The 25634-nt window shown below is 40.9% G+C and carries 18 protein-coding genes; 4 read left to right on the top strand and 14 right to left on the bottom strand.

Annotation, left to right across the window (positions count from 1 at the left end; all coding sequences use genetic code 11):
- From recD to OCU56_RS02805, 4 genes are all read right to left on the bottom strand, one after another.
- The gene (gene recD, locus OCU56_RS02820; RefSeq protein ID WP_390904859.1) at positions 1–2118 is read right to left on the bottom strand and encodes an exodeoxyribonuclease V subunit alpha; all 2118 of its coding nucleotides are present in this window, start codon (positions 2116–2118) and stop codon (positions 1–3) included.
- Between the two features lie 47 nt (positions 2119–2165).
- On the bottom strand, positions 2166–5750 hold the full coding sequence (gene recB / locus OCU56_RS02815) for an exodeoxyribonuclease V subunit beta (protein ID WP_261874060.1): 3585 nt from the start codon (positions 5748–5750) through the stop codon (positions 2166–2168).
- Positions 5751–6015: 265 nt separating this feature from the next.
- On the bottom strand, positions 6016–9447 hold the full coding sequence (recC, locus tag OCU56_RS02810; protein WP_261874059.1) for an exodeoxyribonuclease V subunit gamma: 3432 nt from the start codon (positions 9445–9447) through the stop codon (positions 6016–6018).
- Positions 9448–9521: 74 nt separating this feature from the next.
- Positions 9522–10487, bottom strand: coding sequence for a TDT family transporter (locus tag OCU56_RS02805; protein ID WP_261874058.1), 966 nt, complete (start codon positions 10485–10487; stop codon positions 9522–9524).
- 105 nt (positions 10488–10592) lie between these two features.
- Between OCU56_RS02805 and OCU56_RS02800 the strand changes: the two genes are divergently transcribed.
- The 3 genes from OCU56_RS02800 to dapD all read left to right on the top strand — a co-directional run bounded on the left by OCU56_RS02800 (position 10593) and on the right by dapD (position 13194).
- On the top strand, positions 10593–11498 hold the full coding sequence (locus tag OCU56_RS02800; protein WP_261874057.1) for a LysR substrate-binding domain-containing protein: 906 nt from the start codon (positions 10593–10595) through the stop codon (positions 11496–11498).
- An 83-nt stretch (positions 11499–11581) separates the two neighbouring features.
- Complete coding sequence (locus OCU56_RS02795; protein ID WP_261874056.1) at positions 11582–11875, top strand: YebG family protein; 294 nt, start codon at positions 11582–11584, stop codon at positions 11873–11875.
- 287 nt (positions 11876–12162) lie between these two features.
- Positions 12163–13194, top strand: coding sequence for a 2,3,4,5-tetrahydropyridine-2,6-dicarboxylate N-succinyltransferase (gene dapD / locus OCU56_RS02790; protein ID WP_261874055.1), 1032 nt, complete (start codon positions 12163–12165; stop codon positions 13192–13194).
- Between the two features lie 238 nt (positions 13195–13432).
- On the opposite strand, the gene OCU56_RS02785 is transcribed toward dapD, so the two are convergent.
- A complete protein-coding gene (locus tag OCU56_RS02785; protein ID WP_261874054.1) occupies positions 13433–14740 on the bottom strand; it encodes a dicarboxylate/amino acid:cation symporter in 1308 nt (435 codons plus the stop codon).
- A 272-nt stretch (positions 14741–15012) separates the two neighbouring features.
- The gene (gene galM / locus OCU56_RS02780; protein ID WP_261874760.1) at positions 15013–16077 is read right to left on the bottom strand and encodes a galactose-1-epimerase; all 1065 of its coding nucleotides are present in this window, start codon (positions 16075–16077) and stop codon (positions 15013–15015) included.
- A 291-nt stretch (positions 16078–16368) separates the two neighbouring features.
- Between galM and OCU56_RS02775 the strand changes: the two genes are divergently transcribed.
- Positions 16369–17748 (top strand): O-antigen ligase family protein, encoded by a 1380-nt coding sequence (locus OCU56_RS02775; protein WP_261874053.1) that lies wholly within the window; start codon positions 16369–16371, stop codon positions 17746–17748.
- A 1-nt stretch (position 17749) separates the two neighbouring features.
- Here the strand turns inward: OCU56_RS02775 and OCU56_RS02770 are convergent, their stop codons facing one another.
- The 8 genes from OCU56_RS02770 to OCU56_RS02735 are packed head-to-tail and all read right to left on the bottom strand — an operon-like array spanning position 17750 to position 25624.
- Positions 17750–18784: a tetratricopeptide repeat protein gene (locus OCU56_RS02770; protein ID WP_261874052.1), complete on the bottom strand. Its 1035-nt coding sequence runs from the start codon at positions 18782–18784 to the stop codon at positions 17750–17752.
- A 15-nt stretch (positions 18785–18799) separates the two neighbouring features.
- Positions 18800–19744 carry a type II secretion system F family protein gene (locus OCU56_RS02765; RefSeq protein WP_261874051.1) on the bottom strand — a complete coding sequence of 315 codons (945 nt, stop codon included), beginning with the start codon at positions 19742–19744 and terminating at the stop codon, positions 18800–18802.
- Between the two features lie 2 nt (positions 19745–19746).
- Positions 19747–20712 carry a type II secretion system F family protein gene (locus OCU56_RS02760; RefSeq protein ID WP_261874050.1) on the bottom strand — a complete coding sequence of 322 codons (966 nt, stop codon included), beginning with the start codon at positions 20710–20712 and terminating at the stop codon, positions 19747–19749.
- An 11-nt stretch (positions 20713–20723) separates the two neighbouring features.
- Positions 20724–22172, bottom strand: coding sequence for a CpaF family protein (locus OCU56_RS02755; RefSeq protein WP_261874049.1), 1449 nt, complete (start codon positions 22170–22172; stop codon positions 20724–20726).
- A 14-nt stretch (positions 22173–22186) separates the two neighbouring features.
- Entirely contained in the window at positions 22187–23401 is a 1215-nt protein-coding gene (locus OCU56_RS02750; protein ID WP_261874048.1) for an AAA family ATPase, read from the bottom strand.
- 32 nt (positions 23402–23433) lie between these two features.
- On the bottom strand, positions 23434–23940 hold the full coding sequence (locus OCU56_RS02745) for a TadE/TadG family type IV pilus assembly protein (RefSeq protein ID WP_261874047.1): 507 nt from the start codon (positions 23938–23940) through the stop codon (positions 23434–23436).
- Positions 23937–24365 (bottom strand): TadE/TadG family type IV pilus assembly protein, encoded by a 429-nt coding sequence (locus OCU56_RS02740; RefSeq protein ID WP_261874046.1) that lies wholly within the window; start codon positions 24363–24365, stop codon positions 23937–23939. The genes OCU56_RS02745 and OCU56_RS02740 overlap by 4 nt, the downstream gene beginning before the upstream one ends.
- Positions 24366–24367: 2 nt before the next feature.
- Positions 24368–25624 (bottom strand): Tad domain-containing protein, encoded by a 1257-nt coding sequence (locus OCU56_RS02735; protein ID WP_261874045.1) that lies wholly within the window; start codon positions 25622–25624, stop codon positions 24368–24370.
- Positions 25625–25634 lie beyond the last annotated feature (10 nt).

Raw genomic sequence — 25634 nt, 5'->3', positions numbered from 1 at the left:
TTATCGTGCGCCATCTGTGACTAATCGCTGTGACAGATGGCTACTTCTTGCCGTTTTCTGTTGGATGGCTCTTTGCATTATTGCAGGGTCGGCATACACACTCAGCTGATGCTTTGCTCGAGTGACTCCCGTATAAAAGAGCTCACGGGTCAGTACCGGTGTCGGGGTTTTAGGCAGCAATAGCAAGGTATGGTCAAACTCACTGCCTTGTGACTTATGAATCGTCATGGAATAGGCCGTTTCATGAGGGGGAACTCGACTCGGTAGCACTCCTTTGACACTGCCATCGGCAAGCTCAAAATAAACCTTTAAACGTGGCTCACTCAAACTTTCATCTAGCAAGCAAATACCAATATCACCATTGTACAATTGCTGGCTATGATCATTATTTTTCACCATCACTGGTCGTCCAATATACCAAGTATCGCGATCTTTCGGGATCAAGCCTTTGCGCGCTAACGCATTTTCAATATAGATGTTTGTCCCTTCAACCCCAAACTCTCCTTCTCGCACCGCACATAATAAGCGAGTGCCAGCAAAGCTGTGTAAAACGTCTCTAGCAAACGACGCCATATGCATAGTGCCATTATTAACAAAGCGTAAACTTAGGTATTGTTGATAACGGTTGACCAACTGTGCAACTAACTGTGCATAACTATCGGCATCTACGGGATGATGATCAATGTCGTCATATCCAGCTTGAAACACTGTACTTACCGAGTCATGGTGACCGGAGTTAATGGCTCGCGCCAATTGACCAATACCTGAGCGACTATGAAAACGAAAACTCTTTTGCAACACACACAAGCTATCGTTGATCGCACTACCTAACTGTTGTGAGCGAGGCAGTTGATAACCCGTTAATTTATCTAAAATTGCGCTATGAGCAGGGCTATAGCCTTGATTACCTAACTGACAAATGTCCCCTAGTACCGCTCCCGCCTCTACCGAAGAGAGTTGATCTCTATCACCCAATAAAATTAAACGCGCGTGCGCAGGGAGCGCATTGAGCAATTTGCACATCATAGGCAAATCGACCATTGAGGCTTCATCTAGAATCAAAAGATCCAAATGCAATGGGTTTTGCGCATTATGTTTAAACTCACTTCGATTTGGAATCGCACCTAATAAACGGTGTAATGTACTGGCCGATGTAGGGATTTTCTGTTTTATCTCCGGTGGCACAGGCAATGAATCAATGGCTTGACCTATGGACTCAGTAAGACGAGCGGCAGCCTTACCCGTGGGTGCGGCAAGCTTAATATCTAAATGAGTGTCACTAGAAACCACCAGCGCAGCCAGCAATTTAGATACGGTTGTGGTTTTCCCTGTACCTGGGCCACCAGAAATAACACAAAAGCGACGAGTTAGAGCTGTAGCAGCGGCCACTTTCTGATGATTTAAACAGGCGCTGAGGGGAATATAATCCGTTAATGCTGCCAGTTCACTGGCTGATTTCGCCTCTGTTGCAATGGCGACGATCTTATCAAACGCCAACCCTGTCGAATCAACCACATCTAACGACTCACAAATTGCCCGCTGAATTTGATTGTGACTGGCATTATCGTGTTTCAGCACCTTGAGTTCACTAAACAGATAATTGAATTGCCAAGCAAACAACTGATCCAGTTGAGTTTTTAGCTGAGAAAGCTGACTTGTTTCAATGGATATCGGCTCAGCATACTCTAATAATTTTTGTGCTAGTGCCCCTTCAAAGTGCCAATATTTTTGTAAATAGAGACTGCCAAATTCAAACACTAGAGGGAGGCACATTGCTTGTTGAAAGTCATGGGCAACCAAAGAGGATGTTTTCAACTCTGCAAGCCAATCACACTGCAGCAACTCTTTGGCAAAAAGAGGCTCTAATTGACTGGCTCCCAATGCTCGCAAAGGGTTCCAATTATGACTGATGGGTAAACAGGTGTTGCCCTTGCTCAACTCATAACTCACAGCGCACACCATCACCGCAACGCAGGGAGCTGAAGCGCAGTTCTCTTGTCTAGCAAAAAACTTCGCTAGCTGAAAATCAATGTCTCGCACCATACCTAGGTTAGCCATCAGTTCCAGCCACTCTAGCCAGCTTTTTTGAGTGTAATGAGCCAGTTGGTCGACTTCCATCTCGGAGATATTCAGTGTCTGTGGCAGGTTATCCGTAATTTCGCTCATTATAGTGTCTCCTCACCACGAATATGCTCATCCAACTGTGCAAGCATGGATTGTGATGGTTTAGCGGAAAATACCCCATAATCACCACTGCCGTCCATGCCGCGTAAAAACAGATAAAAAACGCCACCAAAGTGGCTGTCGTAGGAGTAATCAGCAATACGAGTTTGCAAAAATCGTTGCAACGCCAAGGCATAAATTTGGTACTGCGCATCATAACGGTGCTCTAGCATTGCCTTATCTAAGCTCTGACGGTGGTACTCTTCAGCGCTGTCACCTAAATGGTTCGACTTCCAATCCAACACATAATATTTACCTTGATGCTCAAACACCAAATCGATAAAGCCTTTCAACATGCCTTCAACCGGAGCAAAGCCAAGCTCTCCGGCTTGTGCCGATAACGAGTCATGTTGATGGGTAATAGTATTAAAACGTTGCGCCAATAAAATGTCGATAGGAAGTAAAAACTCCATCTCCACCAACCGCTGTTGTGCGGTTTTATCTGACAATTTCAAACCATTGCCATCTAAGTCAGTATTTAGCACTTTATCTATCATATCTTGCAATATGGGTAACCACTCTGCCTCATATTGTTCTTTGACTAATAGCTGCTCGATAACGTCGCTGTTGTGCTGGCTAAATGCCGATCCAGTGTATTCCACTTCTTCAAATAAGGTATGTAGAAAAGTCCCTGGACGAGCACCTCGAGGGAAGTTAAACATGGTTTTTTTATGCACATCAAGTAATGGCGCTTGATCTTGTGAAGCATCAATATCTAACGTGGTCTCTAACCACGCACTTTCATCTTTATGCGCACGGCCATGACCTTGCTTCACTAGCCCAGAGTAACTGGTCATTCTCCAACGCCAATCGATTTGCTGTTGCATTTTATTGGCTTGCAATTGCGTAAGCGTCTCTGTGGGTGGTTGATAGCGAACCTCATCCCAAGCAACTGGATCTTTTACTACAATAGAGTCACACCCTGTTGTCAGTTGCTCTATGGCAGAGCTCAACGCTGAAGCATCTTGCTCATCTTCTCCCTGCAATAAATAGCCAATGGCACTTAAGTGAGTAATCACTTTCTTGCTTCGACCTTCTTTTATGGCTGCAACGCCAAGGTAACAAGAATACACTGCGCGAGTTATCGCCACATAAATGAGGCGTAAATCCTCAGCCAGACGTTCCTTATCAGAGAGCGCGATACCGTCACTGTTATTATCGATATCTAAGCGGGTACATTGGCGAGACTCATCATAATAAAGTGCCTGCTTACTTTGACGACAGACACTAACAAATGGCACAAAAATTATGTCGTACTCTAAGCCTTTAGACTTATGAATGGTAACCACTTGCACTAAGTTGCTTTCAGACTCTAAACGCTGTTTTTGATCATCTGACGAGTCACCATTAGTCCCGTCAGCAAGACTCTCTTCAAACCAACGCAATAACGCATGGTCACTTTCAAGCTCCGCAGACGCTTGCTGTAGTAGTTCGGCAAGGTGCATTAAATCAGTAAGTACTCGCTCTCCTTGCTGCTGTGTCTGTAGCTTTTGCGCTAATTCACGGTACTGAATTAACTTACGAATCATCGGCATAATGCCTGACTTTAGCCACAGTTGACGATAATCACTGAATTCCTGACTCAATAACTCCCAATAGTGCTCATCTTGGTTTAAGCGTTCCAAATCAAATAGGGATAAGTCAAATAAACTACTGGCAGCGGCACTGCGCAATGCTCGGTCGTTATCAAAGTGCAACACTGCGCGTAAAAACATCAGCACATCGGTGGCGACTGGACTGGCAAATACACTGTCTCTATTTGATAAGTAAACGCTAGCGACCCCTTTTTCTGATAATGCTTTTCGCACTAAGCTGGCTTCCCGACCTGTGCGAACCAACACTGCGATATTACTGGCTTGAATTGGCGTTTGGCTGGCATGGTTAAGCCTCGCCTCTCCTTGATCTGATGCGCTGAGCAGTTGCTGTATCTGAGTTGCGGTGGACTGAGCCATAGTGTGATGGTAATCCGCTTTAGCGACCCCTTGCCCCTCTTCTTGCTGCAGCCATAGGGTCATCGCAGGTTGTGGCTCTCCATACAAAGACCAGGATTTTTTTTCAGCCCCTGGGCTGGCTAAAACGGGGATAAACGGAATATCCTCATTGTACATAAATGGCGATTTGGCTTTCGCAAATAGCTCATTGCTCGCCTGTACCATGGACTCACTTGAGCGCCAGTTGGTCATCAAGTTAAAATGAGAAGTCACTTCATTGCGAGCGCGAATATAAGTAAAGATATCCGCACCACGAAACGCATAAATAGCCTGCTTAGGATCGCCAATCATAAATAGACCACACTTAGGGTATGACAAATAGAGATGGCTAAAGATGTTGTATTGCTGAGGATCGGTATCTTGAAACTCATCGATCATGGCAATGGGATAAAGCTGACGAATTCTGTCGGCTAATAAGCTTTCATCATCATGTTGCAACGCGTAATCCAGTTGACTGAGCAGATCGTCAAAAGAGAGTTTTTGTTGCTGCTGTTTGGCCTTTTGAAGCTCTCTTCTACACTCAGGAATGGCATTGCTCAAAATAGCCTGTTTCACTTCCAATGCAGGCAACTGAAAAAACGTCTCTGATTGGTTAAATACTGCATGTTCCGGCAGTTGATTACCTGGCTTCGTTTTTGCTTGCAAAGCGCTTTGGCTAAAGCGGTTCAGACAATCTGGCAGCGCTAAAGTGGATGGCATTGTCTTTGCCCAGTTGTCTATTTTTTCAATCCAATTGGGTACATTTTTCTTGTTATACGGGTTTTTTGTGATCCCTGACTCTGCAATTAATTTTTCAAAACTGTCGCTGCTGCTCAACCATTGCTGCTTTAACTCATCGATCACCTTAATGCGCTCAAGGTACTGACTTTCTAGTTCACCCTGTGCTTGTTCACTGTGGATATACACTTGATTACCACTAATAAACCGATCAAGATCTGAGAATAAAGCCTGTGGTGTTTTCCAGTGGCGACGAATCTCTGCAGCCATGGTTTGGTTCATGTGATAAAAATGCCGACGCCAATAATCACACACCACTTGCGTTTTGAGTTGAGTTTCATCTTTTATAAATTGGCTTTTAAAACGGCTCCCAGATTCAAAAGCATTTTGTGTCAACATGCGCTGACAAAAACCATGAATGGTAAACACTGCGGCTTCATCCATCTGCCTCTCAGCCATCAGCAGCAACTCACACGCTCTGTCTCTGTCATCAGTCTGCTCAAGTAAAGGTTTGATAATAGGATCATCACTATGCCCTCGACTAAAATCCACTCGAGCTTGGTGAATACGAGCGCGAATACGGTCTTTTAGCTCAGCGGTGGCTGCCTCGGTAAAGGTCACTACCAAAATTTGTTCCACTGTTAGAGGCTGCTGATGAGCACAACCATTATCACCGTGCCCAAGGAGTAACCTTAGGTACAGGCCTGCAATGGTAAACGTCTTACCGGTTCCCGCAGATGCTTCTATTAAACGAGCGCCATGTAAGGGAAAAGTCATGGTATCTAATGCTGCAGGAGTTATGTGCGCTGCATCGGTCATAGTGAACCCTATCTAATTCTGTGATCAATGTTATGAAATAATGTCATGGTACAAACAGTCGAACTTCAACTCATAAAGTTTGTGAGTCGACTCACTGTTAAAACCTAAGGTTAAGCGTAGGCTTGCCAAAAATAATAATCACTTAGTGTTTATCTTTATAAATATCGAAATAAGTGGTCTCTCTGACCCCTTGGCCGCCAGTGATAACCCTACATATAATAATTATTCTGGCGGCCACCTTTCTCTTATTTAATAGCGGCAGTACCTACTTAGTGCTTTTTTTCAAAAGCCGCTCCTGTGCTGGTAAAAATACCTGCTCAGCAAGACGATAACCTTGCTCCCCCCACTCTTCTTGCCATTGTGGCCACGCTCGTTGAATGTATAAATCTTGGCACTCACCCGCGCTATAGTCATTGCCTAAAAAGTGACTTTTAAACTTACTCTTCGCCCCTTCTCTAGCTGCCTGCGTATCGCCCTTTTTTGATTTAATAACAAACTCTTGCATAGCACTTTGAGCCGATTGCGGAAAGTAAGGTAAGGGCTCAGTCATGCCAGAAAAAAACAGGGAGATTAACGGTTCAATAAAGTCCATAGCATCCTGTGGCGATAGTGGCTGGAGAGAAAAGTATTCCACCTCCCCTTTAGCAATACCGATGATATGGCTCACCACCTCAGCCCCAGAAGCACAAGCAAATAAATGCTTTATCCAAGCTTGTAAAATATCTTTTGAGCGAATACTGCCCACCCGATAATGTACTAAACCTGAAGCGTAATGATTATCTAGCCAACCTGTAATCGTCAGCGTTTTATCACGATAAAACACAGGCAAAGATAACGGTATAGAGGGGCACTTAGTACTGGTATAAAACTCAATTTCCTCGGCAAGTCCTGCCATGGCCTTTTGGTTTTCTGCTACATCTAGATCGCCAAACTGCCCTATTGGCAACTGCCCTGAACTGCGATAATAGTCGGCGACTTTAGAGATGCTTTCTTCTCCGTCTTCTAACATAGCCGTGACGATATCTTGGCGAAGGAAATACCGCTCTAGCCCTTGCAAAGAAAAAGGTTCGTCATCTACAAGAGGCTCTTTTTCACCGTTAAACCACACTTGTAACCGCTGATTAAAGAAGGATTTAACAGGCAAAGACCAAAAGGAAAGTAACTGCTCCAGTTCCATTTGATCTAGGCCGCTGCGTTCTAAAAAGTAATCCGATAGTGGGGGCTCTTGTTTCACTTGCTGCGACAATACACCATTGGCAATGCCAAGCCATTCACTGGCAAAGCTTTGCTGATTAGCAAACGCATCTCGGCTAAATGGGGTCATACTGTGATGAGAAATTAGATGATGCAAAAGCTGTTTTCCTGAATCATCCACTGATAAATTCTCGTCCCCTTCTCGACAATAATTTTGCGAGCAGTATTCAAGTAATTCGGTCACTAAAATAGAAGGGAGACACTCACTATTATCTAATATCGATTGCCCTATATAACTGATATATAAATGTTGCTGTGCCGATAACAAGGCTTCTAAAAATAGATAACGGTCATCGTCACGGCGACTTCTATCACCGATTCGCGTCTTAACCGTCATTAAGTCAAACCCTTCTTGAGCGACCGTTCTGGGATAAACTCCGTCATTCATTCCTAATAAGCAGACCACTTTAAAGGGAATGGAACGCATTGGCATCAAAGTACAACAGTTCACTTGACCCGCTAAAAAACGCTGACTTACTCGAGAGTTATCTAACTTATCTTGTAAATACTCACTGACAACCTGATGGCTCAAGGAGGATTCAAACCCAGATTCTATGGTTTGCTGGGTTAATGCCGATAAGGCATCGCGAATGGAAGTCAAAGCGATTTCATTTTCAATATCTAAATCAAAAAAGTCATTCACTAGAGTATTTAACTGAGCTTGCCACTGACTACTGAACTGTGGCGAGCTTAATACTTGTCGATAATGCAGAACTTTATCGATAAAAGCGGCTAACTTACCAGCAAGTTCCGCTTGCATCCCTTCAACATGCTCATAAGGTGCTAATAAGCCTTCCGCTACAATAAACGGCTGACTTGACGAAGACATACAGTAACCTAATAAAATACGTTGTAGGCCAAATAACCAAGTATTTTGCGTCAATTGGGGTAATTCAAACTCGGTGGCTGTAGACTCATCTAAGCCCCATCGCACCCCGGCTTCCTCCACCCAAAGATGGATCAATTCAAAATCGGCATTGGATAAGCCAAAACGCTGCAAAATGGCTGGCGTTTCTAAAATCTCCATCATCTCACTGCGCCCACAGCGACTATTGGGCAAAGCCAACAACTGCAAAAAGGCATTCAAAATTGGGGTTTCTTCGGCCACACTTCTATCAGAAATGGAGTACGGTATTCTTCTCTCTCCCTGCGCATTGCCAAAAATGGCTTTGATAGCTGGAGAATAGGCATTAATGTCAGCCACCATCACGATAATATCGCGAGGTTTTAAACTTGGGTCTTGGTTAAATAAATGCAGAAGATGATCATGTAGAACTTCGACTTCTCTTGTAGCGCTGTGACAACTATGCACTGACAACGAATTGTCTTGTAATGATATCTGGCCTTTATGCAAACTTTGTTCAAGTTTAGAGTCGTCTTGATGCTGCTGTAACGACAAGATGTCTTGCTGTATTTGCTGCAAGAAATGGTCTGCTTCATGGTCGACAAAAGCTTCCACTTCATTACTGCCTAACTCGGACAATAAATATAAATTATCCCTTCCCTGCTTGCCCATAGAGGCCAGAAGGTTATTGGTAATGGCATCATTATGGTACTCAGGAAGCGCATTTTGTTCTATGGCGCCTTTTAATACCGAGTGCCCCTGCTCTTCGGTGATATTTTGCCCATGCCAACGAATCTTTGGTCGCACCGACGCGGCTATTTTTGATAACGTTCGCTGATCTTTAATGTCTCCCCAGTAATAGCGACAAGGGTTATGAAACATTAGGTGCACATCAATATGCTTGCCCAATGCCGTGAGTGCCTCTAAATACTTAGGCGGTAATGAACTGATACCAAACACAAAAAGCCGCTTAGGCACATTCGAGCTTTCAAGGTTAACGTCTTTACCAAGGGCATCAATAAAATCTTGATATAAGTTGGCGCGATGATATTTAGATTGGCCTAACCCTTCAGTAAATTGATATAACTCCCGCCAAAGCTCACCTTGCCAAAGACCTTGTTGTTCTAACTCGGCAGGGTGTTCACCATGCTCCCAAGCGGTAATGTAATCAGGACGATACACTAAGTATCCATCGAATATATCTGCAATTTTACCGGCCAACTGAAATAACTTAGAGTCATCGTCGTCATTTTCAAGGTAAGACGCCAATGGAGAAAACGAGGGTTGCTGCAGTTTATGAGGTAATACCTGCATCAGCTTCCAAGTCATTCCCTCTTTATTAAAGGCACTGCGTTTGGGGACATCAGGTAAAACTTCAATGAACATTTGCCAAATGAAGGTTGCCGGGAGCGGAAAATTAAGATTGGCGGCAATCCCCATATCTTTTCCCAGCTCCATCTTTAACCACTGCGACATTCCGGGGCTTTGCACCAAGATTTGCTCTTGCTCAAAAGGCGAAGATAGTGGCTGCTGACGAATAAGGGCAACTAATAACGATTTAAGAAGATCAATTTGGTTTGAATGATAAACAGTAAACAAAATAGGCTCACAATCCATTGAATCAATTGCAATAAGATTACCATACCCTAGTGCAATAGATGTCTCAAAGTGTGTTATTTTGCCGCTATTTCTAACTTGGGTTGGATTAAAAGCTGATTGATATATTGCACAGTGACATAGCTAACAATACACAGAGCAATCATGAGTTCCACTACGGCCAGAGTGTGTACTTGTACAACATATTCTTCAGCAATACCTAAATCGCTCATCCACAGTGCGACTTTAAACATGGCTGTGGCGCTAATAACTAAAGGAAACGTGAACGCAGAATACCCTGGGCTAAACGGTAATTTTAACAGCTTAAAAAATGCCATATAAATAACACTCGTCATCAAAATAGCAATACCAAATAGCACGGCCACCACCATAGGTGATGGCGACTCAACAAAAGAAAGGTAACCGGCCAATGATAGGCTCGCAGGGGCGGCTAAAATCGCCAATGTGGGCTTGGCGGCATCTTGCACTAATTCCGAAAACATAAAGCGGTATATCATTATAGGTAACATGATGGCATAAGCACCCATTCCAAAATACAAGGTGGCCTCAGCAAGCCAATGCAGTGATGGATTCCCTGAATATGTCAAGGCGGCGACAATAATTCCCACCGGTGGTACAAACCAACTAGGCAACATGTGATGAAGCTCGAAATGTTGACTGCGATGGAAAATAAAACCGCCTAAAAACATTAAGTGCAAGCCTATTGAAGCAAGCCATATTCCACTGCCTAACCATGGTAAATACTGGCTTACTGCATAAGACACGACCATAGATGCCATAGCAAAAGTAGGAATGACGCTACCTAGCACAGGATGAGATAAATCCTGCTTTAATAAATGGCGATGGCATAAAAATTTTCCAGCTAAAATCAGTAGTAATGCTGATGCACACACAGCGCCAATGATTTGAGCGTAGCCATTAAAGATACCTAAGTTTTCTAAACTCCAGCCTAAACTGGCTATTCCAAGGGCAAGACCGGCCATTGGCGTGGGGGCATTAGCTAGACGCGATGATATGTGCATGTGATGACTCCGCTCATGATTTTCTTAATGCAAAGAGTGTACGGTTACGCTATGTTTATTAAAATTTAAACATTTAAAACAACCGTTAACTAAAGTTAAACAACTATGATTCCCTTCACATTTCGACAATTGGAAGTATTTACCACCGTTGCTAACGCTCGTTCGTTATCTGCAGCTGCACAACGTCTGTTTTTGTCAAAAGCGGCGGTGAGTCTATCTCTTAGTGAGTTAGAAAATCAATTAGGGCATACTTTGTTTGATCGTGTGAATAATCGCTTAGTTTTAAATAAAGAAGGCATTAGGCTATTACCTGTGGCTGATGAGTTGCTCAATCGCGCTCAAACAATACCTCAATTATTTAAGGGGGCAGATAACCTCAATGGTGAGCTGGCTATTGGGGCAAGTAATACGATAGGTAATCAACTTCTCCCCTACCTAATACGAGACTTTAGCGCATTACATCCCCAAGTGCAGTTTACGACCCTATTAGAAAATTCGGCAGAACTAAGCCAACAAGTTCTTGATTATAAAATTGATATTGCTTTCATTGAAAGTAATCAAGAGTTGGCAAAATTAACCCGTTACCCTTTTGGCTATGACCAAATGTGTATTATTTGTAGTCCTAGTGATCCTCTGACTCATCACTTAAATCACGCTATTGATGATTTACATAATCGGGCCTGGCTTTTAAGAGAGCCTGGTTCTGGTTCTCGAGACTATTTTCTACAACATATCGCGCAACATATACAACATTGGCATGGAGCATTTGAGTTCAGCAACAGTGAAGCCATTATTAATGGTGTCGCAGCTGGATTGGGATTAGCGTGTTTATCTGAGCTGTCCATTGATAGTGCCTTAAAGGCGGGAAAAATTAGTAAACTGAATATCACGCTGCCCCAAGATCGAGCCATGCAAGTTGTATTACACAAAGATAAATATTTGAATCCGTCACTTAACGCTTTTTTACAATACAGTCTTGAGTGGCGTTTGAGCGGTCAAGCCGCAAAATAGCGTACACGGCTAGACTGTATACTATGATTTATGTATAAATAACCAGTATTTAATTATCAATAAACAATTTATGAGGATGAACCATGGCTGTTATCGTCAAGTACGTGGTAGAACGCAACGGAGAAGAAAAGATGACCTTTACCTCGAAAGCCGAAGCGGACGCATATGACAAAATGCTCGATATGGCAGATGAGCTATTTGAACTTCTAGGCAATAGTGAAATCATCACAGATGAAGGGCAACAAGAAGAACTTTCTATGTTCCTTGCTAAAAATAAAGATGAAGTTTTGTATGCACTCGGAGCTAAGCGCAAACCTGCACCTAAAAAACCGAAGGTAGAAGCAGTACCAGATGCGGAAGAATCTGACGCAGCCTAAATAATGAAAACCTCGTAGGTCTATAACAACACGGTTTACGCCACGAGGTTTTTTCCATAGCAAGTCGTTGCCCACATCCCCTCTTCCTGTTTATGCCCATCTTTACTGTTAACAAGACCATCAATCACCGCATTTTGTCAGTTTTAATCATTTAACCCTTTTCAGTCATGCCCGTGCTCTTTATAGTGTAAAGCTATCAGAAAATTTGAGAGGTGCGTCAATACATGTCTTTGCATTGCAATTGAGTTGTATGAACGTACTTAAACACCTTATATGGAGATTAATTGATGTCTTTCTTCGCACTGGCACTCGGTAGCGCTACCAAAAACCAAGATGGCAAAATTATTGAAGCTTTCTTCCCTACCCCTGTTTTAAATCCAGCCACTGCACTGGTTGATGCACTAAAACACATCACTGGGTACAAACAAGGTAGTCAGAGTATAGAGATCACTTCAGAACAGTGTGCACTTCTTGCTACTGCATTTGAAAACAATGGACAAGCAGCAAGCGCAAACTTTGCAGCAAAAGCCACTCAATCTAAACAACCTATCGTTCTTGTTGTTCTGGAGAAAGATGAAAAGCCCCAGTCTGTTGCTGAAGGCTTCTTGAAGCTACAACTTATCTCTCATCGTTTAGTGAAACCACACGGTACAGTACTCGACGGTATCTTTGGTCTTCTGCACAATATTGCATGGACGAATGAAGGACCGATTGATCTTCCTGAACTTGCCGATCGCCAAATGGAAGCCCGTTTAGCTGGGCGCACGTTAAACGTAGATTGTGTTGATAAATTCCCTAAAATGGTTGATTACGTGGTTCCTGCTGGGGTGCGTATTGCTGATACTTCTCGTGTTCGTCTAGGGGCGCACGTTGGTGAAGGCACAACCGTTATGCATGAAGGCTTCATTAACTTTAATGCCGGTACGACAGGTGTCAGCATGGTTGAAGGCCGCATTTCTTGTGGTGTTATGGTCGGTGAAGGTTCTGATATCGGTGGCGGTGCTTCTATTATGGGGACACTATCTGGTGGCGGTAAAGTGGTTATCTCTATCGGCGAAAACAGTCTACTTGGCGCCAATGCGGGGTTAGGTTTCCCACTAGGTGATCGTTGTACCATTGAGTCTGGTCTGTATGTTACCGCTGGTACAAAAGTACGTATGCTGGATAATAATGGCCAAGAAGTAGAAGTGGCTAAAGCTCGTGATCTTGCAGGAAAATCAGACTTACTATTCCGTCGCAACTCGCAAACCGGCATTATTGAGTGCTTAACAAACAAGTCTGCGGTTGAGTTGAATAGCGAACTGCATAGCAATAACTAATATCAATCGTAGTGGTACCTATCACAGTAAAATTATTCTCAAAAGTAACGCAGCAAAAACGCTTAACAACAAAGGGAATATTTTTGATAAGTCGCTATACCAATCGTACTAAATAACTGGTCATTTTGGCTTGTTATTCATCATAAAGCCCTGAACGACTGGTTCAGGGCTTTTTTTATCTCTTGCTAGTAGACATAAAAAAGGGAGCTAAAGCTCCCTTTTAATCGTTCTATTTCAACTACTTTTCAGATATAGGATGAATGTGGACTTCTTCTTCCTTCTTTCCTGCATCAGGATCATTAAATTTATCAATATCCAATGCACCTTCAGATTTACCCACAATGACCGTAACGGCACTGTCACCGGTGATGTTAACCGCTGTACGAATCATATCCAGTAAACGGTCAACCCCCATAATAAGAGCAATCCCTTCCAGTGGAAGACCAACTTGGTTCAATACCATAGCCAGCATGATAAGTCCTACCCCTGGAACACCTGCAGTACCGATAGAAGCTAAAGTCGCTGTTAAGATCACGGTTAGGTAATCACCCATGCCTAAATGAACATTGAAAGCTTGAGCAATAAATGCAGTAGCGACACCTTGCATGATCGCAGTGCCATCCATATTGATGGTTGCACCTAGTGGTATAGTGAAAGAAGCAACACGGTTCTTAACACCTAGACGATGGGTCGCGGTTTCCATAGTAACCGGAATCGTCGCGTTAGAAGACGCGGTAGAAAACGCAAACATGACGGCATCTTCCATCTTTTTCAAGAAATGGATGGGATTAAGGCCGGTGGTGGCTTTCAAAATCAAAGGATAAACAACAAGTCCTTGGATTAATAACGCCGCAGTGAGTACTAAGAAGTACTCACCTAAGTTCATGATCGCACTTAGACCAATGGTAGAGAACAGTTTAGCCATTAAGAAGAACACACCATATGGTGCAATGTTCATCAATAAAGCAACCAACTTCATGATCACTTCATTCAGATCCTGAAACGCAGCAGCTACACGCTCTCCAGGCTCTCCACTAGCACTAATCGCTACACCAAATAACACAGCAAATACAATAATTTGAAGTGTATTCCCTTGCGCCATAGAGTTGATAGGGTTTGTTGGGAACATGCCAATAATAACTTGGCCTAAGGACGGCGCTTCACTGGCACTAAATGTGGTTGCTGCGGCCAAATCAGCTCCCGCACCAGGTTGGAAAACGGTTCCCATAAAAATCGCCATGGAAATTGCGATCATTGTAGTAACCAAGTAAAACGCAATGGTTTTACCCCCTAAACGACCTAAAGTGGCGATATCTTTTAATGAACTGGTACCACAAACTAGTGATACAAATACCAAAGGTACCACTAACATTTTTAAACTAGCGATGAAAATTGAACCACCTACGTCAAATAATCCATTGACGAGGTAATTGTTTACAAAATGATTTTCGCTAAGCACTAATCGAATTAGAAAACCTGTCAATACACCTAATCCCATACCGAGAATGACTCGGGCGGTCAGTGACATTTTCTTATTGGTATTCATCTTTGAACACTCCTATTTATCTTATAATTTTCGCTTTGAACGGCTACAAAGTCGCGAAGCAGGTTAGCAGGCCAAACGGCGATATATCTTATCACGTACCTTAAAAAAACAAAATCGTGATCTTTATCACTGCAATTGTTATAAAAACAGTATCCAGATACAAATAATCAACAAAAATCATACAAGCAATAAGAGGGTACATTAGCGCATATAATCCTCCCAGACAAAAGAGTGGCTCAATATGCGCTAGATGGTTTCACTAATGGTTCTAACTAAACAATACCAACAAACTGATAAGTCGAGCTAAAGGTGTATGTATCTGTAGGATAAAGCACGCAACTTGATTGTGGCCAATGAGGATGATTTGGACTATCAGGAAGATACTGAGTTTCTAAGGCTACCCCTGCATAGTTATCATACTCTCTATCTAGGCGATTCGCTGTACCTTTTAAATAGTTCCCCGTATATAACTGTAAAGCAGGCTTTGTGGTATACAATTTCATTGTCACTAAACTGTCTGGTGAAGTCAGCGTAGCAGCACATTCCCCTTGGCTACACCTATCATTTAATAAAAAAGAGTGGTCATAGCCATTCCTAGAGTCTTGCTGTTCATCAAGCAATAAATCTTGTCCTATGACTTTTGGCGATAAAAAGTCAAAACCGGTCCCCACAACATCACATAATTCACCTAGTGGGATCCCAGCATTGTCCGTTGGCAAATAGTGACTCGCATTAATACTCAGGATATGCCCCAAACAATCATCAATTGAATCCGCTCCCATTAAGTTAAAATACGCGTGATTAGTCAAATTGACGATCGTGGGTTTATTCGTATTAGCACAATAGCGAATATGCACCTCATTAAGCTCAGTTAACTCGTAAGTTACTGTCACTTTCAACTCACCAGGAAACCCTTGATCACCCTCTGCGGAAACGAGTGAAAACTGCACTAATTGCTCTTTTACTTGTGCTACTTTCCAACGACGCTGATCAAAGCCAACCTCACCACCATGGAGGGTATGACCCGTAGTTCCGATATCAACTTGATGAGCAACATCATCGATAAAGAATTGCCCATTAGCAATACGATTTGCATAGCGACCTATGGTGACCCCCATACGAGCAGACTGCTGATTAAACTTTTCCATCGTATTACAACCAAGTAATACTTCACGTATTTCATCCCGTACGGGCACTTGGCAACTTAACCAGGTTGCACCAATATCCATGAATGTCACAACCATGCCATGGCTATTCTTTAACTGATAGACTTTGGCTGGCTTTTCATCGAAAGCCTTCCCTTTACTAAAACTGTCGACTAACTGAGAGGAGGTGATTGTCATTGAACTGCATCCTTATTCTTTAATGGCTTGATGAAAGCTACGCTACTGATAAAGACATTAGCAATGTTCTGTAATGATATGTGAATATTGTTGTAAAATTGGGTAAACGAGTAAGCAACAGACGACAGACTTTAAGATAGTTATATATTTTTTGAGTGATAACTCACAATGTATCTCTATTGCTAAAAATGAACAAATGAGAGTTAAATCACATCAATATGCTGGGTTTTTCTCAGTATCAACTATAATTAGATAATTATTTAAATTATATCAAGGAAGATATAATTGCAAAACCGATACAGTGAACGCATATCAAATTACACCTTACTTATATGTCTGCTAGGTATATCTCTATTTAGCTTTAATTTATTAATATTTCAAGATGAGGTCGTCCTTCTTTATGACTATAAGCGTATATTTACTTCTTTTATAGTGGTTTCTATTTCACTTTTACTAATTACATCCAATAAGTTACGCTTAAAAACAATTTCAAAAATAAGTCATTTACCTAAAAGCACAAAATATCTATTATTTACTCTACTTGGGTTTGCATTTATTTCTAATGTATTTGGCGTGTACTTATACAGAGGGATGAGTGACTATTTTTATATTATAGGACTATTACTATTAACAACCATTTTATCTTTAAACACTAAAAACAAAAGAACACAAACATACAGATTATTTTCAATTATTTCATTACTTTGTTTTTTATCCGTATTTATCCCTCATGTACTTTTTATTATAAATGGTGACATCCCGACAAAATACAACATATTAAGTTATTTTAATCCAAGAATGTTAAATCAAGTACAAATATGGATCATCATACCTGTCATTTACATTGCATTAATAACCAAAAGTAAATTACCACTCTTTATTGCATCACTTAATTTTTCCACTATTTTTATACTGGATGGCAGGGGTGTGGCAATAGCCTCTATTACATCAATTATTTTATGGTCATTAATTGATAGTAAAAATAGAAATAACATTATTAAGATTCTTCTATTTACCTTATTTATCGGATACATGATTAAACTTCTATTTATTTCCCCACTACCTGGGTTTCTTATGGGGAAAGAATGGCTTCTCCCAGAAATAAGAACTACCACATCTGACAGGATAGCACTTTGGCTACATGCATTAGATATAGCTACTTTTTTTGGAAACGGAGGGGATTACTTCGTTTGTCACTCGGAACTTTCGCCTAAGCGCCCCCACAATTCAATGCTATTAATTTTAGTTAATTGGGGAGTAATCCCACTTGCTTGTTATGTACTATTAATAATAAAACTGCTAATAAAAACTGTTAACTGTAAAAATAGCAAAACAATATCTATCGGGAGTACCCTACTAGGTGGAATAGCATACAGCTTTATTTCAGGAGTATTAGACTCGCCACTAAGTCAAATACTAGCCTGTATAACATTAGCCATGTTTTGGATATCAATAAAAAATACATCTAATAATATTAACAGTACCTCATCTCATTATTTTATTATAATCACTTGCATTATAATAGTTACGCTCGTATCTCATAAGGTTTCTATACGAATAGCAAATGATTTTTATCAAGATGAAAAGTATATACCTGAAGTCTATGCACCTCAATTTTGGTTAGGGAACAACTGCACTGCTGTTCCCTTTCTAAAAAGTGGTTAAGTTATGACTCTTCAGTAGATACTGGCTCAACTTTACTAAGTCTCACTTCTGACAGTGCACGCTCTAGATTTTCATTTGCTACTTTATAGTAAGATGGGTTTTTATCAATCGCTTGTTGAAAATAAGGTATCGCTTGGTCTGAGTTTCCTCTCAGCATTAAAAAATAACCTACATTATTTAATGCTTCAGGGGTAGTCATATTTCTTTTAAAAATATTAAGTGCTTGCCTGTTATCACCTAAAGCTATGTAGATCAAGGCAAGGTTGTTTAGCGCTTTTTCATTGTTAGGATCTTTCTTCAACACTCTATTCGTTATTCTTTGTGCCAAATAATGACTGCCACTCATATAATGTGAATAACCTAAATTAATCATGGCTTGTGTCGAATTAGGGTTAATTTCAAGAGCGCGCTCATAGTAACGTTTTGCAATATCAAACTTTTGTTCAACATCAGACAGTACACCTAACCCCATATAACTTCTAAAAGGACTTTTAGAATCATACGGTAAACTGGTGAGGATCTCTTCAGTTGTTTCGGAATAACTCGACAATGCATTAGGATTCTTTAAACGTATCTGATCCGCGCTAATAGCACGGAAAAAGTATGTTTGCCCTTCAGGTTTTAATCCTTGTCTGGTATACAACAAGCCTAACTCTTCAAGGGATTTCACATCATTTTCATCTTCCTCCAACGCTTGCATATAGGCTTTCTCCGCTAGAGAAAAATTGCCTTTTGCCGCGTGGATTCTACCGACAGTATATAAGGTTTGGTTTTGATGAGTGGCATCGGAGAAAGATAACGAACGCAAATACTCATACAGAGCGAGGTCATAATTTTTAGTACTAAGTGCTGCATCTCCTCGCGATATCGCTTCCATCTCGGTTTTCGGTGGTTCTTCATTGGTGAGAGATTCTATCGGTTTCCCTGAGTACAAAGAAGCATCAAAAGCAACAGGCTCAGGATCTGAAGATGCACAACCTGCTAAGCTTAGAGCAACCAAGAGTATTAACGCTTTTTTGTTTAATTTAACATCCATTGTCATATTCCTTCATTATTTTAGCGCATCAAACAAAGTAATTAGCCCTGGGCCTAACGCCACAATAAAGAAGCAAGGCCAAATAAAGAGCACCATTGGAAATAACATTTTTGTTGGGATTTTCGCTGCTACTTCTTCTGCTGCTTGAGTTCTTTTATCTCTATAATCTTCAGTATAATCTCTTAATGTTTGAGCAATACTACCACCTACCTTTGATGCATGAGAAAGCATGCTGACTAAACCTGTTAAGTCCTCAACACCCGTCCTATCAACTAACTCTTTAAACGCTGTAGGCATTTCTACTCCGGCTTGAATTTTTGCACAAACCGTATCAAGCTCTTCCGCAAACTCTGGGTGACTTATCATCAACTCATCACCTACACGCTTCAATGCTGCATTAAAACCAAGACCCGACTCTGTACATACAACCAAAAGATCCAATGCGTCTGGCACTGCCGCTCTAATTTCATCTTTTCTATTAGCCACTAGCTTAGCAAGAACCATATTAGGCCCGAATAAACCACACCAAAAAATAGCGATAATAATGACCGCCATATATGAAGAACCTTGCATTAATAAGTAAGTTATCGCACCAAGAAACAGACCAATTAAGATAGTAATCAGTTTTAAAGAATAAAAGAAAGAAAGTGCATTAGAGCTATGAAATCCAGCTTGGGTTAAATGAGATTGAATACTATCCCTTTCTTTTTTGCTATTAGGGATCATTATTGGAGCCATACTACCTAAGGCTGTACTTAGCTTTTCTTGCCTAACGGGCGCACTATCATGTCCTTGGATGGACTTTAATTTTCTTTTTAATGGAGAGTTAAACCCTAAGACTAGCACCCCTATAGCTAACACCGCTAACATAGTCCCTATTAGCACCATTAATAAAAACAGATTGTCTCTGGTGAATAATGTCAAAACATCCATTTCTCTAAATATTTCATTAAATTCCATATTTACACCTTTATATTAACAACTTTTCTAATCCATAATGAACCAACAGCTAGACTAATAATACCTACACTTATTGCTGTTATTCCTCTAGGATCAGTTATTAATAAATTTGCATGTTCAGGGTTGATTACCATTGTCATTAAATATAGAGCGAAAGGAGACAGCACAAGTATCCATGAAGATAATCTCGCCTCGGCAGATAATGTTTTTATTTTTCTAGACAGTTTAAACCTAGCCCGTAAAACCTTTGATACTTTATCCAAGTTTTCTGTCAAATTACCACCTGTTTCCTTTTGCAGGATAACAGCACTAGAAAAAGCTAACATAGAGACCGTTGGCGTTCTTTCTACCATCTGCAATATCGCCAATCGCATATCATAGCCAAAATTAAGTAAATTAAAGGTTTTTTTAAACTCAACACCTATAGGATCAGGCATTTCCTCACCCACCTCTTTAAATGCCTTATTTATTGGTTGTCCAGCCTGTAAAACACGCTTAATGATATCTAAACCTTCAGGTAATTGTTCTTCAAACTTATGTAACCTTGTTGTTATTTTCTTTTGTATATATAAATAGACAATAACCCAAACCCCGAGAAATAAAGCCAAACTCATATACCATAACTGTCCTAATGAAATCGAAATAATAGCTACAAACAAACTTGCTATTAGTGTTCCACTCAGTAACTTACCTAATGATATCGACATGCCTGCTAAATCAATCATTTTCTTTAGCTTTTCAAAAGTAGATATTTTAATTATCTGTCTTTCAAAAGGAGTCATTTCTTTAAGATAATACTCATGCAATAAGTTTAAACTTTCTTCATCTAAATTTTTTTGCGCCTGCTTTAAACGACTGGTGAGCTCACCATGCTTTGCTTTTCTCCCAGCGACGGGAAGCAATAATGCCTGAGAAATAAACAGAACCGCAAAAAACAACAAGATCAAAAATAAGCCTAAATCACCCATGATATATTTCCTTATTTATAAGTTGATGCTTTAAAGAGTTCGAACGGCACATCTAACCCACGTTTAACCAAGTTATCGTGGCACCCAGGCACAATACCGGTGGAAATATAATCACCAATAATATTTCCCTCTTCATCAACCCCCTGTCGCTGGAACTTAAACAGCTCAGACATAGTGATAATGTCCCCTTCCATACCATTAATCTCACAAATACTGACCATCCGGCGCTTACCATCTTCTTGGCGCTCCATTTGCACCACTACATGAATCGCAGAAGCAATTTGTGAGCGTAAATTCTTGGCGGTCATATTCCAACCTGCCATAGCAAACATATTCTCAACACGACTTAATGCATCGCGAGGGGTGTTGGCGTGAATGGTAGCAAGGGAACCATCATGACCGGTGTTCATCGCCGCTAACATATCTACGGCTTCGGAACCACGAACCTCACCAATAACTATGCGATCAGGTCGCATTCGTAAGGAGTTTTTCACCAAGTCACGCTGACTAATCTCTCCTTTCCCTTCAAGGTTAGCTGGACGAGTTTCCAGTCTGATGATGTGAGGTTGCTGAAGTTGTAGTTCAGCTGAATCTTCTATGGTCACTATGCGTTTATCGCTGGGAATAAAAGAAGAAAATATATTGAGAGTCGTTGTTTTACCCGAACCGGTACCACCCGATATTAAGATGTTTAGCTCGCCCTTTACTGCAGCTTCAATAAACTTAGCCATCTGAGGTGACAAGGAGTTAAACTCCAGCATGTTCTCCATATTTAGACGGTCTACAGCAAATCTACGAATGGAAACTGATGCCCCATCAATCGCCAAAGGTTGAATGATGGCATTCACACGTGAGCCATCTTTCAAGCGAGCATCTACCATTGGTGATGCTTCATCTATTCGACGTCCAACCTGACTAACAATGCGATCAATGATATTACGTAAATGTTTCTCATCTAAAAATGTATGGGGGGTTCTTTCTAATTTACCAAACCTTTCCACATAGACATTTTTAGGACCATTAACCAAGATATCGGAGACACTTTTATCGTGAAGCAATGGCTCTAAAGGCCCTAAGCCAAACACTTCATCCTCAATCTGTTTAATGACACGCTTTCTACCTTCTAAACTCACGGGGTGCGTTTTATCATCGTTCATCAGTTGATGAAGTGCTTCTTGTAACTCTTTCTTCGCTCGGCCTTCTTCGAGATTTGATAGCACACCTAAATCCAATGTCTCTAACAACTTCCTATGAAAATAGTGCTTAACATCGAGTTCTTGTTTTAAGTGCTTAGTTGACTCTGTTGGTGTTTCTTTACTTACAATATTCTCTTGTTGAACCACTTTCTTTTGCACAGTAGGAGCCGGCTCTTTTGGTTGCTCTGCCGCCTTTTCTGATAAAGAAACATCCCGAGCTTTACGCTCAAAATCTGGATTAATATTCTTCCTTTTAAAAAACATAACTCACCCTGTAATCATCCAAAAATTTTACCCAACCAACCTTTTTTCTCTTCTGGTAGAGGAGTAATAGATGACGCGAGTCTTGTCACCGCTTCACTAACAGGTGATTTCTTTTTACTCAAAGAGAAAGGTTTCCCTAAATTTGAACTTTCATTAACGACTTTATAATCATTTGGAAAAACATGGACTCGTATAGCACCTAACGCCTCTTCTATATCGGTTATTTTTAAATGCTGTTTCTTGTCGTATCGATTAACTACAACTTCGACTTGCTCTTTAGATAAACCAAACTCTAACTCCACAACACCAAGCATATCGTTGGTATTTTTGATGGAAACGTAGTTTTGCTGAGCGATAAAAAACACTTTCGTCGCCTGGGAAATTAACGAGCTATAGTTGGCTTCAATGCCCCGAGATAAATCAGCCACTATATGTGTATAGTGCTCTCTAAGTAATGGGATAATGGTATGCAAACTTCGAGCTTTCAGTTCATTCTCTATGGGATGCATTTGCTGAAAGTTAAGAAAAAACAAACCTGAAGAGTGACTAGAAACCAAAGTTTGTAACGATATCTCATCCAAGTCTGAAGCGGCATCTATAATATCGTGTAAGCCATATTGAGGTTTTAAATCTAAGTAATCTTGAATCGCCCCAAATTGAACATCTAAATCTAAATACAGAACTTTATTTGCTGGGTTCTTTGACAGTTCAATGGCTGTATTCATAGATACCGTAGAGGCGCCACTTCCCCCTTTGCTATTCACAAAAACATGCAACTCAGCTAAGTCTAAACTGGCTAATTTCTCTTCAGAGACAGCAGTAAGAATTGATGCGATACCTTGCAGGTGTATGGATTCTGACAAAAAATCTGACGCGCCAATTCTTAACGCTACTTTTAAATCAAAGTTATTACTTTCATCGCCAAAAACCACTAAAGAAGAGTTACTATTTTGTAAAACAACGCTATTGGCATACAGTTCGCTGAGTTTTTTCGACCAATCACCACCAGCCTGAATAAAAATAAGATCAGGGGCAGGTTTATCTTTGATGGTATGTGAAGAAAAATCAGACAGCGGAATCAAATCAACCGACACATTAGTACACTTTTTTAACTCTGACTCCATGTGTAATTTAAAACCATCACTCGAATAAATCAGCCATACCGCTACCTGACTTTTGAGCGTTAATCTAAAATTGTCTTCTGCATTCATTTGCACTACTTCGCTCATACTTCCCTGTTCCTAATTATGTTTTGATTTTACTACTTGCAGTTAGGACTGCTTGGCACGCTACCATCACTCTCTGGCCTATAAATCCCTAAACTTTCTGCTGGCAAAATAGTTTCAAAACTTGGAATACTGACACTATCCGTTAGAAGGCTAGGCAATAATGAGAAGCCAAAATTAAACCCTTCTATTTTTGCTCGGATAAACTTTATATCGAGGAACTCATCATTTGTAATTGCTCCAGTACCTGAATAGATAACGTTCCCTTGCTGGTCCAAATAGTCAATTTTTAACATGTTCTCTTTATAACCATCAGGAGCAACTGATGTAATTGAGGATAAACTTGGAATAACACTCCCTTGCTCAACTTCACATACAGCGGCTAACCTTGCCGCTTTTCTTGTCACTTCATTAAGCATTTGCAACGAAAAGACAAAACGCGATAGTTCTAAGATGCCAAACAGCAACAAAAGTAAAACTGTCGAGACTATCGTAAACTCAATAATAGAGAGTCCTTTTACATACCTCGATTTCCCCATCATGGCGATGTTCTCATAATTGATGAAGCTTTCATCGTTACATTAAATGCACCGCCAATAATTGGGATAGTAGTAAATATAGGGGAGTAATTATAATTTGCCGATACTGTGACGTAATCCGCTGTTGTCGCTATGCTAATATCAGAGGTTTTCAAACCTGGTAAGGTTGTCTCCGTTGCGCTCATTGTGTTGCCATACACTACGATATGTTGAATGTCGTCGTCACTGGCAATCGCACTTAATCTCTCCGTTCCATATGTTTCAGATACCGCTGAGCGAGCCCCATTTTGCAATGCTTTATTTAAGGTCGTGTAATGTATAAACATTCTACCTATTTCTACAATCGCCCCTAGTAACAGCAGCAATACAGGCAAAACAATCAACATTTCTATAGCGGCTAACCCTTTACTTTTACGCAAGGAAATCATAACTACACTCCTTCGCTATTGGGATCTTGGTACAACTGTATTTTATAAGCTCCTGTATTGCTGGGGGTTAATCCAAATGAAGCATTATTAACTCTGCAACCAGAAACAAACTCTCCATAGATGATTTGATCATCATTACCATTACTTTGAGGGGCTTTAGATGTAAGAAAAAAACACCCTATCGTAACTACCGGAGCCTCATAATTGTTACCATTACCTATACCATTTTCACAATCAATAATAGGAATCTGTAACATTCTCCTTCCTGCTTCCCCCCCCTCCACAGGTTCAAAATTAGCACTTGATGTTTCGGTAACATAATCACTATAAGTGAACGTAGAGGACAACACATTATCCGCATCATCAGTAGTCACTTCCCCACTGGTGGTTAAGATATCAGGGGGGTATTCAGAGCTACTTGAATCACCAAACCGAGTATTTAGACCATTTTTAACAACGCCCACTTTATTACCGGTTGCACCATGAGCAATACCATCTTCTAAGCAACCTTCGTAGCCCCCTGCCAATTGCTCATCAATGTCGCCTTTTCCATTATCGCCAAAATTCAGTAAGCCAAAATTCCCAGGGGAGCCTAGTTCGCTTTTTTTCCAATCAGAGGACTTTAGCGTTTGTAGCTGACCTTCTTTATAACCACCAAATTTATCATCGCTATTATTAATGGCGCAGGCTGCCATTGGCACCAAGTTACATAACTCCTCCACCGAGGAGCTTGGACCGGCTACCGCACTTGCTGATACAGACTTTTCGATGCCAAATAAACTGACAAAGAAACCTTGCAGTTCAACACCTGAAACTTGTACTCGGATATAGATATCATTGGCTTCACCACCAGCGCCGTTTAAAGAAAATGAAGCTTGAGGAAACACGGTGGGATCATTTGAAAATTGAATAGATAATGTAGCGCTATCAGATAAAGGCAAAGATAGTGACGCACCGGTACTTGAAAACTGTTTATTTTGCGTCACTTCTATTTCAGAGTTCCCTGAAGAAGAAGCATACGTTTTCAAAGCATCCAGTGTGGCGTTTGCAATATCTTTAGTATCACTACCTGCATCTGCCACAACAGCTGCGGCCAACGCGGCTGCATCCACACTATTTTGCAAGCGTGCTTTATTTAAAACAACGTGGTTCATATCAATAGCTAATGCAGCAAAACCTAACAAAACAGTTAAGGCTATGGTGAAAATGATAATGACAAGACCAGATTGCTTTTGTCTGTTCCTATTGCATCCTTGCATACGAACCCCC

The organism is Vibrio rarus (assembly GCF_024347075.1).
Lineage (GTDB): Bacteria > Pseudomonadota > Gammaproteobacteria > Enterobacterales > Vibrionaceae > Vibrio > Vibrio rarus.
Note: the sequence above shows the minus strand (reverse complement) of the source record. Positions and strands in the feature narration are given on the sequence as shown.

Bases quoted from the DNA above. Each gene is read 5' to 3' on its own strand.
- OCU56_RS02745 (WP_261874047.1), bottom strand. From the start codon at position 23,940: ATGATGGGGAAATCGAGGTATGTAAAAGGACTCTCTATTATTGAGTTT.
- OCU56_RS02765 (WP_261874051.1), bottom strand. From the start codon at position 19,744: ATGGAATTTAATGAAATATTTAGAGAAATGGATGTTTTGACATTATTC.
- OCU56_RS02735 (WP_261874045.1), bottom strand. From the start codon at position 25,624: ATGCAAGGATGCAATAGGAACAGACAAAAGCAATCTGGTCTTGTCATT.
- OCU56_RS02750 (WP_261874048.1), bottom strand. From the start codon at position 23,401: ATGAGCGAAGTAGTGCAAATGAATGCAGAAGACAATTTTAGATTAACG.
- OCU56_RS02755 (WP_261874049.1), bottom strand. From the start codon at position 22,172: ATGTTTTTTAAAAGGAAGAATATTAATCCAGATTTTGAGCGTAAAGCT.
- recD (WP_390904859.1), bottom strand. From the start codon at position 2,118: ATGGAAGTCGACCAACTGGCTCATTACACTCAAAAAAGCTGGCTAGAG.
- OCU56_RS02785 (WP_261874054.1), bottom strand. From the start codon at position 14,740: ATGAATACCAATAAGAAAATGTCACTGACCGCCCGAGTCATTCTCGGT.
- OCU56_RS02795 (WP_261874056.1), top strand. From the start codon at position 11,582: ATGGCTGTTATCGTCAAGTACGTGGTAGAACGCAACGGAGAAGAAAAG.
- OCU56_RS02740 (WP_261874046.1), bottom strand. From the start codon at position 24,365: ATGATTTCCTTGCGTAAAAGTAAAGGGTTAGCCGCTATAGAAATGTTG.
- OCU56_RS02800 (WP_261874057.1), top strand. From the start codon at position 10,593: ATGATTCCCTTCACATTTCGACAATTGGAAGTATTTACCACCGTTGCT.
- OCU56_RS02760 (WP_261874050.1), bottom strand. From the start codon at position 20,712: ATGGGTGATTTAGGCTTATTTTTGATCTTGTTGTTTTTTGCGGTTCTG.
- OCU56_RS02805 (WP_261874058.1), bottom strand. From the start codon at position 10,487: ATGCACATATCATCGCGTCTAGCTAATGCCCCCACGCCAATGGCCGGT.
- dapD (WP_261874055.1), top strand. From the start codon at position 12,163: ATGTCTTTCTTCGCACTGGCACTCGGTAGCGCTACCAAAAACCAAGAT.
- OCU56_RS02770 (WP_261874052.1), bottom strand. From the start codon at position 18,784: ATGGATGTTAAATTAAACAAAAAAGCGTTAATACTCTTGGTTGCTCTA.
- recB (WP_261874060.1), bottom strand. From the start codon at position 5,750: ATGACCGATGCAGCGCACATAACTCCTGCAGCATTAGATACCATGACT.